The 13,815-nt window shown below is 43.8% G+C and carries 12 protein-coding genes; 2 read left to right on the top strand and 10 right to left on the bottom strand.

The window, feature by feature from the left end:
* Nucleotides 1-111: 111 nt before the first annotated feature.
* Together QF117_RS02940 and QF117_RS02935 are read right to left on the bottom strand one after the other, a co-directional pair.
* Nucleotides 112-555 carry an SRPBCC domain-containing protein gene (locus QF117_RS02940; protein ID WP_282386076.1) on the bottom strand — a complete coding sequence of 148 codons (444 nt, stop codon included), beginning with the start codon at nucleotides 553-555 and terminating at the stop codon, nucleotides 112-114.
* A 143-nt stretch (nucleotides 556-698) separates the two neighbouring features.
* Nucleotides 699-1,373 (bottom strand): transporter substrate-binding domain-containing protein, encoded by a 675-nt coding sequence (locus QF117_RS02935; protein ID WP_282386075.1) that lies wholly within the window; start codon nucleotides 1,371-1,373, stop codon nucleotides 699-701.
* A 252-nt stretch (nucleotides 1,374-1,625) separates the two neighbouring features.
* Between QF117_RS02935 and QF117_RS02930 the strand changes: the two genes are divergently transcribed.
* Nucleotides 1,626-1,763: a hypothetical protein gene (locus QF117_RS02930; protein ID WP_282386074.1), complete on the top strand. Its 138-nt coding sequence runs from the start codon at nucleotides 1,626-1,628 to the stop codon at nucleotides 1,761-1,763.
* A gap of 264 nt (nucleotides 1,764-2,027) precedes the next feature.
* Here the strand turns inward: QF117_RS02930 and QF117_RS02925 are convergent, their stop codons facing one another.
* The 7 genes from QF117_RS02925 to QF117_RS02895 all read right to left on the bottom strand — a co-directional run bounded on the left by QF117_RS02925 (nucleotide 2,028) and on the right by QF117_RS02895 (nucleotide 9,491).
* Nucleotides 2,028-3,026: a LacI family DNA-binding transcriptional regulator gene (locus tag QF117_RS02925; protein ID WP_282386073.1), complete on the bottom strand. Its 999-nt coding sequence runs from the start codon at nucleotides 3,024-3,026 to the stop codon at nucleotides 2,028-2,030.
* A gap of 92 nt (nucleotides 3,027-3,118) precedes the next feature.
* On the bottom strand, nucleotides 3,119-3,877 hold the full coding sequence (gene chbG / locus QF117_RS02920) for a chitin disaccharide deacetylase (RefSeq protein ID WP_282386071.1): 759 nt from the start codon (nucleotides 3,875-3,877) through the stop codon (nucleotides 3,119-3,121).
* Nucleotides 3,878-3,922: 45 nt separating this feature from the next.
* Nucleotides 3,923-5,266: a 6-phospho-beta-glucosidase gene (locus QF117_RS02915; protein ID WP_282386070.1), complete on the bottom strand. Its 1,344-nt coding sequence runs from the start codon at nucleotides 5,264-5,266 to the stop codon at nucleotides 3,923-3,925.
* A gap of 9 nt (nucleotides 5,267-5,275) precedes the next feature.
* On the bottom strand, nucleotides 5,276-5,584 hold the full coding sequence (locus tag QF117_RS02910) for a PTS lactose/cellobiose transporter subunit IIA (RefSeq protein WP_017036246.1): 309 nt from the start codon (nucleotides 5,582-5,584) through the stop codon (nucleotides 5,276-5,278).
* A gap of 135 nt (nucleotides 5,585-5,719) precedes the next feature.
* On the bottom strand, nucleotides 5,720-7,054 hold the full coding sequence (locus tag QF117_RS02905; RefSeq protein ID WP_282386069.1) for a PTS sugar transporter subunit IIC: 1,335 nt from the start codon (nucleotides 7,052-7,054) through the stop codon (nucleotides 5,720-5,722).
* A gap of 91 nt (nucleotides 7,055-7,145) precedes the next feature.
* Nucleotides 7,146-7,451, bottom strand: coding sequence for a PTS sugar transporter subunit IIB (locus tag QF117_RS02900; RefSeq protein ID WP_017036248.1), 306 nt, complete (start codon nucleotides 7,449-7,451; stop codon nucleotides 7,146-7,148).
* A gap of 288 nt (nucleotides 7,452-7,739) precedes the next feature.
* On the bottom strand, nucleotides 7,740-9,491 hold the full coding sequence (locus QF117_RS02895) for a sigma-54-dependent Fis family transcriptional regulator (protein WP_282386068.1): 1,752 nt from the start codon (nucleotides 9,489-9,491) through the stop codon (nucleotides 7,740-7,742).
* A gap of 305 nt (nucleotides 9,492-9,796) precedes the next feature.
* Between QF117_RS02895 and QF117_RS02890 the strand changes: the two genes are divergently transcribed.
* A complete protein-coding gene (locus QF117_RS02890) occupies nucleotides 9,797-11,317 on the top strand; it encodes an aldehyde dehydrogenase family protein (RefSeq protein WP_017036250.1) in 1,521 nt (506 codons plus the stop codon).
* A gap of 134 nt (nucleotides 11,318-11,451) precedes the next feature.
* Here the strand turns inward: QF117_RS02890 and QF117_RS02885 are convergent, their stop codons facing one another.
* Complete coding sequence (locus QF117_RS02885) at nucleotides 11,452-13,455, bottom strand: DEAD/DEAH box helicase (RefSeq protein WP_282386066.1); 2,004 nt, start codon at nucleotides 13,453-13,455, stop codon at nucleotides 11,452-11,454.
* Nucleotides 13,456-13,815 lie beyond the last annotated feature (360 nt).

Raw genomic sequence — 13,815 nt, 5'->3', positions numbered from 1 at the left:
TTCATTTAATGGGCAGTTTATCAACATACCGAAAAATAGTCTTGCTCAGTGCTATGTCTGTTTCAACACTATGTCTGTTTCAGTGCTTTCTTCTGAAAACTCTTTTTAGTTTTAAGACTGTTCACAGAGTGCTTTAATCTTCGGCAGGGCCTTTTCCCATCCATTATTGAACATTGAAACGAAATCGGGATGGGTTGTTACTCTCACCTGAATCACAACCGAACCTTCCAAAGGGGCGATGTGAAAAGCTTCCGAAGAACCAATCCATTTGTCTGCGACATCGCTGTCAATATCTTGCTGATGCTCTGGAAAGAAAATCGCGACATGATGATATTCAATCGCTTCATTCAACGATATTTTGTCAATTCTGGCCCTTGTTCCTCCAAGATTAGGATCAAAAAAGAGCATATCTTCGCCTTCACGCCATATCCCCTCAAACTGAGACTGGGGAGAAAATGCCGTCGCCCATCGCTGATAGTTATCCTGCTCCGTCAGCATTTTCCAAACTGTTTGTGCATCCGTTTTAATTTCAATAGCATAGTTAAGCGTTAACATGATAAGTGTCCCATTAAAAATCCCTGTTAACACTTATAGAAGAGGTTTCTGTCATTTTGATTAAAAACCCATCGATTACGCGATATTAGACTGATTAAGTGACCGTTTTTAGAACAGACTCACAGAAGCTTGGGCAGTTACACTCACCAGTGAGTAGAAATTTTATCGACCAGAGCTTGGCAATCTAAATTGACCCAAACATGAAAATATTCAATGCTCAGCGAACTCGTTGAAAATTGAAGTCGCTGCATATCGACATTGTTTTCTTCAGCAATAAACTCGCCACTATGCTTATCTGCAAAAACGTAATCGACCCGATTTTTGATGAGCTGCTCAAAGCCTTGCTTTAATGAGTTCACTTCTTGTACTTCGATTTTATTGCTCCGAAATAAAGCATTGAGACCTTGTTTCGAGTATGAACTTAATAAAGCGACAGAAACGCCTTCTAAATCTGAAAGCTGTTCCCATGTAAATTCTGACTCTTGTCTTAAACGATAAAACCCTAGCGGTATCTCCTCGTCAGATAACACCCACTTACGAACATTCGAGCTGTTTGGATCTAGCGGAGGGTAAAAGCTCAAACACCAATTACCCACCAACAATCGTTTACCAATTCTATTAGGGGGCAAAATAACAACGGATAAGTTCATGTCCAACATCGCAATGTGCTGTCGTAGCTTTTGTACGGCAAGGCCGCCATCTGCTTTGTACTCAGTCGTGTAAGGAGGAAATTCAATCGCTAACACATCGACTGACGATGTTGAATAACTTGGGGAAGCAAACATTAGTGCCGCTCCAAGCGTAAGCCACTTTTTCAATACTCGCTTCCTATCCATGACAATGATGGTGGACTATGTCGTTTAATCTAGACGATCAGTATAGCAAATCCCTCATCCTAGTTTTAATACACAACCATATCTCATCCTATCTACGCCACCGTTACCTCCAATCTCAACTTAATGGCCGCTAAATTCATACTTTTATCTACACCGTCTAAACTTTAAAAGTGGTGGATGTGCACTCCGATATAAGACCTTATATTTTTGACATTAAATTAGAAGGTGATCGATATGACGACGAACAAGTATTTTGTATTAGACCGAAAAAACTCTGTGGACAGCAAAGCGACTGAACGATCTCATCAATCAGAGCAGGAGCAGCACCGCCAGAAATTGGTCAAAGACGCCCAGAAAAAAGGCGGATTCTAAGTCTGGATTATTTAGCCGCAAGCTTTGAATCGCTGTTTTTAAGTGGCTATTTTTAAGTGGCTGTCGTTAAGTTACTGTTGTTAAAAGAACAAAGTATTGCGGCAATGATATGTCGAGAAGAAACTGTGTAGAGACAATACAACAGGTTGTTCGCAAAACGAATGTTCACAAACAGGCTAAAGTGATCCGAAATAGACAATAATAATGAGCACGTTCAGTAACGGCTCTTTAAGAGAACAGGAAGAGTTTGTGTCTGCGGCCGATTTATTTGAGTCTGATTTCAGCACTTCGCAGTTTCAGCTCTGCTGTAAATGTCACTTGAGTTCCGACTTGTTCCTTATTGATGAGCGCCATGAGGCGCTGAACCGCGACTCTTGCCATCTGACTGATCGGAAAGTGCACTGCGGATACCTTAGGATACAAAGCCTCGCATAAGTCGACGCTGTCAAAGCTCATTAAAGAAACTTGCGCCGGAATTTGAATAGAATGTTCGTGCAAATACTGAACGGCACCACCGGTCATCTCTTCACTGCACGAGTAAATAGCCGTGAGGTCGGGATGTTGCTTTAATAGTGCCTCTGCCGCTAAATAACCGCTTGCTCGGCTGTAGTCCCCTTCGGCGATAAGTGATTCACTGGTCGATAATCCAGCTATGCGCATCGTATCGACGTACCCCTCTTTTCTTTGGATGCTATTAAATCGAGAGTTAGGACCTGAAATACAACCTATCCGCTCATGTCCAAGATCAATGAGCCTCTTTACCGCTAAAGCGCTGGCCTCGTAATGATTGAAAGTCACACATCGTTCTTCCAAACCTTTGACTTCTCGGTCTAGTAACACAAACGGCGTCGATTCCTTTGCGAGTTCTCTTAGCTCGTCATCCGTTAAATGGCGACTGTGTAACACGTAGCCATCACAACGTAAGTCATGGAAACGACGAATCGCTTCTCGTTCACCTTCTGCGGTATGGTGACCTTGGGCAGTAATCAAAAACTTGTTGTGTGAATCAAGTTCTGCTTGAACCTGGTTCATCATCTCTCCAAAGAAACCACCGGTGTAATAGGTCACCAGTAAACCCATCATGTTCGAAGAGGATGTTGCTAATGAACGTGCTATTGCACTGGGTCTGTAGTTCAATTCCGCCATTGCACGTTCAACTTTCATTTTTGTTTCTTCGCGAAACTTGCCTTCCCCATTAATAATTCGCGATACCGTGGAACGATTGACGCCCGCCAGCTCTGCTACATCTTTAATTCTAGCCATAATTGCGTTGAGTTCTCATAGGTTTAAAAAGCATAAAGTGACAGCCAGTCATGCGAAAGGTGATCTAGGGGGATCGCTACTGGCTGCCTTAATCATACACAGTCTTTATGATGCATAAAATCTAACTCAGAATAATCTGTGATTTTTATACCACGAGTAAGCAACCTCTCTTTTAAGCGAGGATCGGTTAGGATGGTTAATTCCTTGTGTCTAGGCTCTCGGTAACTACTGACTTGCTCTAATGCATCATCAACAATCGCTGGGTGACACATCACTTCGACTAAATCATAGGTCCCTTTCAAACTTAATAGGTGAACAATGAGCGTGTCGAGATCGACCTGATCTCCATAAAATTTATCGGTAAAAAGGTACCGACAACCGTCTATTTCGATACCCATACCTCCAAAACCACGAACAGGAACGCCATAAAGCTTGGCAACTTTCTCCACAACCGGGCCAATTTGAGGATGGCTATGCGCATGGTGGTGGCTATCAATGTGGCTCAATGAAAGGCCCATCGATAGAAAGTATTCCACCTGTGCGACCACTTCATCATGCACGGCATTCGTCTCGAAATCTTGTTTATCCCAAAACGTGTCCAAACCGGGAAAGTGGCCATCCTCGCCATAAAGGCAAGCATGGTTGGTTAATGGGGCGCCCATTGTAAATCTTAGGTGTAACCCCACTTTTAAGTTTGGGTATTCTCGCGATAAAGTCAGTGCATGCTCCTCCGATGCAACACCGACCATCATGGTTGTTGAATTAACGACACCATTTCGATGAGATTCCACAATGCCGTTGTTGACGCCTTCCGTCAGCCCAAAATCATCAGCATTAAATATAACTTTCATATTCCCCCCGAGAAAAACGACATTCACTTACCCCAGATTATTTTCTTAGCCAGATTGTTTGTTTTGACCAGGTGACTCTTGTTTAAACTGAGGCAGATAATCTGAGTTTTCCTTTAAGATATCATTCAAAATCGCTTTGGCTCTCGTAATATCAGGCACTAACGGATTCGCTGCTAACGCCATTAACGCTTGATTTTTATCACCATGAACGGCGGCTTCGATCGCCAATTGCTCGTACGCTTTTACCTGGTGTAGTAACCCACTAATTTTAGGCGAAAGATTGCCCACCGCTAAAGGTTTCGCTCCCCAACTTCCAACAACAGCACTACACTCAATGACAGCGTCATGCGGTAAGCTACTGATGGCTCCATTATTCAATACATTGACAACGTGAATGCCGTTTTTGTTATTGTAAATGGCATCGACAAGGTTGAGTGAAGCGTCCGAATAATAAGCACCACCACGTTCTTCTAGCTGCTTAGGTTTCTCAGCCAAGCTTTCATCTTGATAAAGCTCAAACAACGCTTTTTCTGTGGCCATCACCTGCTCTGCTCGAGTGCCTTGCTCTTTAGAGCTCTGTTTTTCTTCTGCTAGCATAGCATCGGTTTGATAGAAGTAACGATGGTAAGGGCAAGGTATCGCCCCAAGTGCCTCAAGAAAATCAGGGTCCCAAGGTTCTTCGAAGATGTTCGTCATACTAAAGTTCGCGCCATCACCCACTTTTTGCAAAACCGTTGCAGTGATGTCTTCGCCTTTCAGCCATGCTTTATTTACCCAAACAAGATGGTTCAAACCTGCAAACTCCAATTGCAATTCGCTAGGCTCACATTCCATCATTTCTGCAATCATCATCTGCATTGAAACAGGGACATTACATAAACCAATACTTTTGACTTTGCTGTACTTGGCAATGGCTTCCGTTACCAACCCCGCAGGATTAGTGAAATTGAGCATCCATGCATTGGGTGCCAACTCTTCGATGTCTTTACAAATATCCAGAATGACAGGAATAGTACGCAACGCTTTAGCAAACCCACCAGGGCCCGTGGTTTCTTGCCCAATCACATCATACTTTAATGGAATGCGTTCATCGCTGGCTCTGGCGTTTAGACCACCCACTCGGAACTGAGTCATAACGAAATCAGCATCTTTGATCGCTTCTCTACGGTCGAATCCAGCTTTTATTACAATGTTGGCATTAACCTTTGCCACCATTCTTTTTGATAGCGATTCAATGATCTCTAGCTTCTTTTTACCTGATTCAATATCAACAAAGTGGATTTCTTTTACAGGCAAAAATTCCAGTCTTTTCAATACACCTTCAACCAACTCGGGCGTATAGCTACTGCCGCCACCGATGATGGCGAGTTTTAATGATCCTTTAGCCATGATTGTTCCTTACTTAGCGATTAATTTATGCAATGCGACCATTTCTGTTGCCATTTCTTGGGCCAGAATGGTGGTCATCAGATGATCTTGAGCGTGAACCATCACCAATGTCATCGCGACTTTGCCTTCCCCTTGATCTTGTTCAATCAACTGAGTTTGCGTTAAGTGCGCTCTGTTTAAACACTCTTTGGCTTGAAGCAGTGTTTTTTCTGCTCCTTCAAAGTCATTCTCTCTTGATAAACGCAGCGCTTCATAACAGAGGCTTCTCGCCTCGCCTGCGTTACAAATAATTTCCATTACCACTAATTCTTGATCCACGATTCTCTCCCAAATTTAAAAGTTGGCTGCCTTCATGCTTAAGTCTTCAGATCTAGGTTTTAATCTCTAGGTTTTAATCTCTAAGTTTTAATATCTAAGTGTTCAGGCTTAAGTCATCCAGCAGCACAATATTGTTTATGCTGTTGCCGCTTTACCGACTTTCGATGACGAGGTTTTACTTTCAGTCGCGGCCTCTTTTTCTTGTTCTAAGAGCTGCTTTTCAAACATTTTGAAAAATGGCAGGTATAGGAACAAGTCAAGGATCAGCAACCCGATAACAAGAAGAACAGGAGCAAATGTCCAACCAGATCCCCACGACGCACCGATAAGCGCTGGCGTTGTCCATGGTGTTGTCGCCACACCCATACCCACAAATCCAACATGCACAGCGAAGTACGCTATCGTTGCGTTGATAATTGGAGCGAAAACAAATGGAATGAATAGGATTGGGTTCATAACAATCGGGCTACCAAAAATAACCGGTTCGTTGATCTGGAAGAAACCAGGAACAGCACTCATGCGACCGATACTTTTGAGGTGAGCAGAGCGGCTGAATGACATCAGTATGACGAGGGCTAGAGTTGCACCTGAGCCACCAATGAAAATATAGAAATCCCAGAAAGGTTGAGTGAAGATGTTTTGTACTGGCTGATCGTTAACAAACGCATCAATGTTCGCGCCAATATTGGTTAAGAAAATAGGAGACAGTAGGCCAACAACAATCGCGGCACCATGAATACCAGCAAACCATAGCAGTTGACAGACCAACAAAGCACCGATGATAGCAGGCAGCGTATTAGATGCACTGATCAGAGGTTTAAACATGGCCATCACAGCATCGGGAATCAGCATGTCGAATTCTGCTTGGACAAACAGGCTGAGTGGATAAAGAGTGACGAAAATGGCTAATACTGGTAGCAAGACTTCAAAGGAACGAGCAATCGCTGGTGGAACCTGCTCTGGCATGCGAATGGTAATATTGTGCTTCTTCATAAAGCGGTATAGCTCTACAGAGAAAAATGCGCACATTACCGCAGTAAAAATACCCGTTCCGCCCATATGAGACATAGACAATGCCCCATCTGTAGCAGGAGAAGCAACCAGTAAAAAACTCATTAGTGACAACACCGCACTGGTGATGCCATCCATTTTATAAGCTTTCGCCAAACTGTATGCCACGCCTAGAGACACAAATATTGTCATTATGCCCATCGACATATTAAACGGCATCATAATGACATCAAAGTTTTGGGTTGCAAAATCAAGCCAGACTCGGCCAAACGCATTTTGTGTATCTTCACCAAACGGAGGAAAGGCAAAGATTAAAATAAAACTGCCGACAATAATAAATGGCATTGCCACAATAAACCCATCTCGCATTGCTCTAACATGAGGCTGGTTTCCAACCTTAGCGGCTAATGGCGCGATACGTTTTTCAACGAACCCTATTATCGCATCATAAAGCTTCATAGTATAAATCCTTATATATTTTGAACGAACGAACCCGCACTATATTTTTTAATATAGTGTTAACTATTATTTTTTTAATTATTGAGTCTATTTAGTCAATTAAACTTAAAGCTTGGTCTAGGACTTCATCACCCTTCATCATCCCGTAATCTTGTGGCGATATCGCGGCGATATTCTTCCCGTGCTCGGCGGCAGTTTTACTCAGCTCTTCCAGCTGGAATCTCACTTGTGGTCCGAGTAAGCAAACATCATAATCTGCGATTACCTCATTGAAGGCGTTGACGGCTAGCGCTTCTATTTCGCACTCTATCCCTCTTTTAGCAGCGGCTTGTTCCATTTTTCTCACCAACATACTCGTTGACATACCAGCACTACAGCACAATAAAATCTTTTTCATTTCTTACTCCATTTTGATCACTTGTCAGTATGGCGAAACTGTATCAAAAAAAAACAACGCACAAAAGCACAACCGGTTGCGTTAATGCAACCGGTTGTGCTATTCGTGAACAATCTCTCATATTTGTCGCTTAAAAATACACTGCATTATAGAAAAACGCGGGGGTACCCCGTTTGGACTGTACTGAATTAACTCTAGATAGGGCGTTTAATAAATATTAAATTTCGATTATTTTCTAGCAGAGTAAATATTAAAAAAATGGAAACTAATATAATGATTAAATTATCATTATATTAATCCGAGTGTTTTCAGTTTTCGATAAATAGTATTTCGACTGACTCCTAATAACCTCGAGGTTTTACTCACATTGCCTTTCGTTGCTTGAAATGTTTCAAGCAATGTATGATCAAGCGTCGTCTTGAGGTCTTTCGTGGGAAACGCCTGCTTCTCAGTATTGTGCTTTGCGTATCGCAGCAAATGTTCAGGTAAATGCTCTTCTGATAGCACATTCTCATCACTTGCAAGCAACGTCGATACTTTCAATACGTTATCAAGCTCCCTGATATTGCCAGTCCAATTATGGTTAAGTAAAAGTCCCATCAGTTGTTCACAAATCGTTTGTGATCTTGGCGCATACTTAAGATGAATCAACTCGATCAATGCTCGCTTGTCCTGCCGATCGCGCAAGGCTGGTAAGCTCAAGGTCAGTCCATTCAAACGATAATAGAGATCTTGCCGAAAATCACCCTGCTCTACCAAGGTTTCAACATCTTTGTGTGTCGCCGCGATGACCTGAATATCAACCTTATGGCTCTGAGTAGAACCAATAGGGACAACCACTTTCTCTTGCAGTACGTGTAACAAACGGCATTGTGCTTCTAGGGGCATGTCAGCTATTTCATCCAAAAATAGGATGCCTTTATCCGCTTGTCGAACTTTACCTACAAACCCTTTATTGTTCGCCCCTGTAAAAGCGCCTGCTACATGGCCAAAAAGCTCAGATTCAATGAGGTCTTTAGGTAATGCACCACAATTTACGGTGACGAGTGGTCCACGCTTTCTAGCACTTTGCTTATGCAGCAATTTTACGAATTCACTCTTTCCGACGCCTGTTTCTCCTAAAATCAGCAAGCTGATCCCTTTATCAACAATCTTGCTTGCTTGTTGCCATGCATGCTCTATTTGGCTATCTCCATGATGCAATTCACACGAGGCAGAGACAGTTCGTACATGGCGCTTTGGCGTTTCTAAATGCTGTTTTTCAAAAACCAACCTTGAAGAACAAGACGATGAATCCAATATCTCGCCCAATGAATGGCCCACCACTGAAGGTTGGGCAAGAAGCTGCAATGCGACACCATTACTCGCCAGCACTTGCCCCTCATCATCGGCAATCAGAATACCTTGCCAACCGCTATGAAGTAACGATTGTTCGCACGCGAGATCAATTCGAATTGCTCCTTGGGGGATATGGTTCAACAAGTGATTTTCAACCCGTTGAATCATGTTCTGAACCAAAACCTGAGTGGAAATGTCATGCTGCTGTTGCTCGCTAGTAATGTCTAGAACACCGATCATAGTTCCGAGGTGATCAAATAGCGGGCTCGCTGAGCAGCTAATAAACTGATGCTGTTTAATGAAATGTTGATTACCAATCACTGAAATCGGCTTCGCTTCAATAATCGCAGTGCCGATCGCATTCGTCCCTTTGAGTCTTTCAAGCCAGCACGCTCCACTTCCCAATGCAATGCTGGTGAGCTTTTCCTTAAAACGGGGCTGACCCCAACTAGAAAGAATAACGCCTTCCGGATCAGTTAAGATTAATCGGCTATCGGACCTGGCGAACATTTGGTTAAACAGAGGCAAAGCAAGTTGCTCCACCGCTTCGATAACCGTTTTTGTTTTGCGTCTTCGTTCACTAAGTAGCCGAGACGATAGGCGAATGTCTTCAGGTAATCGTCGCTGTTTTAAACCCGCATCGCTGCTTCGATTCCATGAAGAGCTCAACCACTCTGGTTTCTCATTCGTTTGAAGTTGCATGTTAAAACCCTTCATCAGTACTTAATCAACATACCCATATTCTGCTCTACGTAAGTGTTCCATTTTGTAACAGTCGACGCGTACCAATATGGAACACTTGAACACACTCCAACTCGCCTCGTTGATGACATTCGAAATACGGATATTTACATAACAGTTTTGCAATCATAGTTTTACATACCATTAACAACAATATTTTATTTGTTGGCGTGTGATTTGCGTTTACTTGATGGCACAAAAAGAAAAGTACCCACATGTTTTAAACACAAACCATGAACATTCAACAGAAAATGAAGGAACGAATTATGATTTATGCGCAGCCTGGTGACCAAGGGTCTATCGTTAATTTTCACTCACACTACAACAACTACATTGGTGGAGAGTGGGTCGCGCCTGTGGAAGGACAGTACTTTGACAACAGCTCTCCAGTCAATGGGGAAAACTTCTGTAAAGTAGCCCGTTCCGGGGAAGCGGATATCAACTTGGCTCTTGATGCGGCGCATGCTGTTCGCCAAAGTTGGGCCACGACAAGTGTTACAGAGCGGTCCAATATCCTGCTAAAAATAGCAGATAGAATCGAGGAACATTTAGAGGAATTGGCGGTAGCAGAAACATGGGAAAATGGAAAACCAGTACGCGAAACCCTTGCCGCAGATCTGCCTCTTATTGTTGATCACTTCCGCTATTTTGCAGGGTGTATTCGCGCTCAAGAAGGGAGTGCAGCAGAACTTGATACCCACACAGCAAGCTACCACTTTCCAGAGCCGATTGGCGTTGTTGGTCAGATAATACCTTGGAACTTCCCAATGCTTATGGCGGCTTGGAAACTTGCACCAGCGCTCGCTGCGGGCTGTTGTGTGGTGTTAAAGCCCGCAGAACAAACCCCTGTCTCCATTCTGGTTTTGATGGAAAAAATTGGCGACTTAGTACCTGCTGGTGTCATCAATATTGTTAATGGATTTGGTAGTGAAGCGGGTCAAGCATTAGCGACAAGTAACCGAGTCGCCAAACTCGCATTTACTGGATCAACAGAAGTAGGGAACCACATATTAAAATGCGCCGCAGAAAGTCTTATCCCCTCAACGGTTGAGTTGGGTGGGAAATCACCAAACCTTTACTTTGCCGATATTTTTAACCATGAAGACAGCTATTTAGACAAATGTATTGAAGGTATGTTACTCGCGTTCTTCAACCAAGGTGAGGTCTGTACCTGTCCATCTCGTGTGCTTATTCACGAATCAATCTATGACAAATTCATCGCGAAGGTGATTGAACGTGCAAAATCGATTAAACAAGGGAACCCTTTAGATACCGACACTCAAGTTGGCGCGCAGGCCTCTAAAGAGCAGTTTGACAAGATTCTGAGTTACCTTGAAATTGGCAAGCAAGAAGGAGCAGAAGTCCTGGTTGGAGGGAAAGTGGCTCAGCAGCAGGATAACCTCGGGAACGGTTACTATATTCAACCAACGATGCTCAAAGGCCATAACAAAATGCGAGTGTTCCAAGAAGAGATTTTTGGCCCCGTCATTGCGATTACTACCTTTAAAGATGAAGCTGAAGCCCTAGAGGTTGCCAACGATACGGAATATGGCTTAGGTGCTGGTGTATGGACACGAGACGCAAATTTAGCTTATCGAATGGGTCGCAATATAGAAGCAGGCCGTATCTGGGTGAATTGTTATCATGCGTATCCTGCTCACGCTGCGTTTGGTGGCTACAAAAAATCGGGGATTGGCCGTGAAACTCACAAAATGATGCTCGACCATTACCAAAACACCAAAAACTTATTAATCAGCTACGATGTCAATCCTTTAGGGTTCTTCTAAGCCAACCTTAATAAGCATGTAAATCATCAAGTCGACGGCATAGACATTCGATTATGCTGATGAAAAAAATCCCCCGTTATCTCTAACGGGGGATTTTTATAATCTATTGAGCGATTCTATGTTTCGCTACTCAATTATGATTCGCTGCTTGGAGTGCGACGGCCATGGCCACGTTCGCCACGGAAATTGCCACGATTGTCACCACCACGGTTGCGATCGAAACGACGTTCGCCGTCACGTCCGCCTTCGCGGTTTGCATCACGAGCACCATCACGGTTGCCACGGTAACCACCGCCATTGCCACCATTACCAGCGCCAGCAGGACGACCTGCACCACCATCACGACGACCGCGATGACCTTCACCGCCACGTCCACCTTCACGGTTTCCACGGTAACCACCGCCATCACGACGACCAGCACCACCATCACGGCGACCGCCACGTGATTCACGGAAATCATCAAAGTCACAGACCACTGCGCCCACTTCTTTTTGACGAATACGAAGCTTCGCTAGCTTTCCTGTTGTCTCTGCGTTCATTGTTTTCGGTAGCTGAACGTAAGTTTCGCCTTGCGCCAGTTTGATAGCACCGATAGAGCCTTTAATCAGGCCAAGCTCGTTTGCTAATGCGCCAACGATATCTTTAACTTGAACACCTTGGTCACGGCCAACTTGAAGCTGGTACGTATCCCAATCTTGAGTATTGAAGTTACGACCGCCTTCACGACCACCTTCGCGAGGATTATCACGACGTTCTTTACGACGAGCTTTATCACGCTCAACCGCTGCGATCATTGGGTCAGCACCAACGTAGAATAATGGACGCTTACCTTGTTGACGCTTAAGTAAGATTGCCGCTAGTGTTGCTGCATCAATCTCTAGAGTCTCTTGAAGCTTCTCTACTAGCTCTGCAAATTTCTCTACGGCTTTGTGTTCTTTCTCGGCTGCTAGCTCAGCACCTAGCTTAACAAGGCGAGCTTCTGCCACTTTATCACGCTCAGGAAGTTGAATTTCTTCCATTGATGACTTAGTAACACGTTCGATAGTACGCAGCATGCGGATTTGGTTAGGGCGAACTAAAAGAATCGCTTTACCTTTACGTCCTGCACGACCTGTACGACCGATACGGTGAATGTATGATTCAACATCGAATGGAATGTCGTAGTTGAATACGTGTGTAATACGCGGTACATCAAGACCACGTGCAACAACATCGGTTGCAACTAGGATATCGATAACGCCTTGCTTGATGTTGTCTACGGTACGCTCACGTTGAGATTGTGGAATGTCACCGTGAAGTGCTGCTGCTTTAAAGCCGCGAGCCAACAACCAATCCGCTAGACGCTCAGTGTCTTGACGAGTACGTACGAATACGATTGATGCATCCGTTTCTTCCGTTTCTAGAAGACGAGACATCGCTTCGTCTTTCTCGATACCTTTAACAACCCAGTACTGCTGTTCTACTTTATCAACGGTGTGGTTTTTACCAGCAACGTCAACATGCTCAGGGTTACGTAGGAAACGCTGTACAATGTTTTTAAGCATTGGAGGCATTGTCGCTGAGAACAATACGCGTTGCGCAGTTTCTGGCGATTTTTCCATGATCCAAGTTACATCATCAACGAAACCCATGTTCAGCATTTCATCTGCTTCATCAAGAACGAAAGTTTTCACTTCGTCTAGGTGCAGGCGGTCACGGTTGATAAGGTCTTGAACACGGCCAGGCGTACCAACAACAATGTGTGCACCAGATTTTAGAGCACGCATTTGATCAACGATAGAAGCACCACCGTAGATTTCTAATACTTTTAGGCCACGAATATTTTTACCTAGGTTCTTCACTTCTGCAGCGACTTGAATAGCAAGTTCACGCGTTGGTGCTAGAACAATCGCTTGAGGCTTACGCTGGTCAAGGTCTAGTTTGCTTAGAAGAGGAAGAGAAAACGCGGCGGTTTTACCTGTACCCGTTTGCGCTTTACCTAGTAGGTCGCGACCTTCGATAAGGTGAGGAATCGCTGCTGCTTGAATAGGCGTTGGTGAAACAAAGCCCATTGCGTCTAAAGCAGAAAGGATATCTTGGCTCAGGGCTAATTCACTGAATTTAATTTGAACTTCTTGGTCTTTTACTTGGTCTTGCATGTGGATCCCACTATATTAATTAACAAAAGGTCCCACGAGCTCTACCAATTCCAAATCCAATCCAGTTTTGAGCTGATTCCATTCAGATGCAGATAAGCTTTAAAATGCATCAAGCCGCTAGGGACGACAACTTAAGGGACGCGGATTATTCCCTAAAACCATAAAAAAATCCAGAAAAAATTGAAATACATCACAATTTTCTCTCATCTTAGGTCGAGATGGTCACAGAAGCGTCACTATCTTAAGTTAGTGCTCTTAAATTGAGCGGTTTCAATCTACCCTAGCCCACATGATAGCGACGCTTTGTTATGGAAAAACTCCCTTTCAATGATTATAGTGTCCTCAATCAAACTCTTAAGA

The sequence above is a fragment of the Vibrio sp. YMD68 genome (assembly GCF_029958905.1).
Taxonomy (GTDB): domain Bacteria; phylum Pseudomonadota; class Gammaproteobacteria; order Enterobacterales; family Vibrionaceae; genus Vibrio.
Note: the sequence above shows the minus strand (reverse complement) of the source record. Positions and strands in the feature narration are given on the sequence as shown.

Excerpts from the sequence above, each read along its gene's own strand:
- QF117_RS02940 (WP_282386076.1), bottom strand. The coding sequence starts at position 555 with ATGTTAACGCTTAACTATGCTATTGAAATTAAAACGGATGCACAAACA.
- QF117_RS02930 (WP_282386074.1), top strand. The coding sequence starts at position 1,626 with ATGACGACGAACAAGTATTTTGTATTAGACCGAAAAAACTCTGTGGAC.
- QF117_RS02925 (WP_282386073.1), bottom strand. The coding sequence starts at position 3,026 with ATGGCTAGAATTAAAGATGTAGCAGAGCTGGCGGGCGTCAATCGTTCC.
- chbG (WP_282386071.1), bottom strand. The coding sequence starts at position 3,877 with ATGAAAGTTATATTTAATGCTGATGATTTTGGGCTGACGGAAGGCGTC.
- QF117_RS02915 (WP_282386070.1), bottom strand. The coding sequence starts at position 5,266 with ATGGCTAAAGGATCATTAAAACTCGCCATCATCGGTGGCGGCAGTAGC.
- QF117_RS02905 (WP_282386069.1), bottom strand. The coding sequence starts at position 7,054 with ATGAAGCTTTATGATGCGATAATAGGGTTCGTTGAAAAACGTATCGCG.
- QF117_RS02900 (WP_017036248.1), bottom strand. The coding sequence starts at position 7,451 with ATGAAAAAGATTTTATTGTGCTGTAGTGCTGGTATGTCAACGAGTATG.
- QF117_RS02895 (WP_282386068.1), bottom strand. The coding sequence starts at position 9,491 with ATGCAACTTCAAACGAATGAGAAACCAGAGTGGTTGAGCTCTTCATGG.
- QF117_RS02890 (WP_017036250.1), top strand. The coding sequence starts at position 9,797 with ATGATTTATGCGCAGCCTGGTGACCAAGGGTCTATCGTTAATTTTCAC.
- QF117_RS02885 (WP_282386066.1), bottom strand. The coding sequence starts at position 13,455 with ATGCAAGACCAAGTAAAAGACCAAGAAGTTCAAATTAAATTCAGTGAA.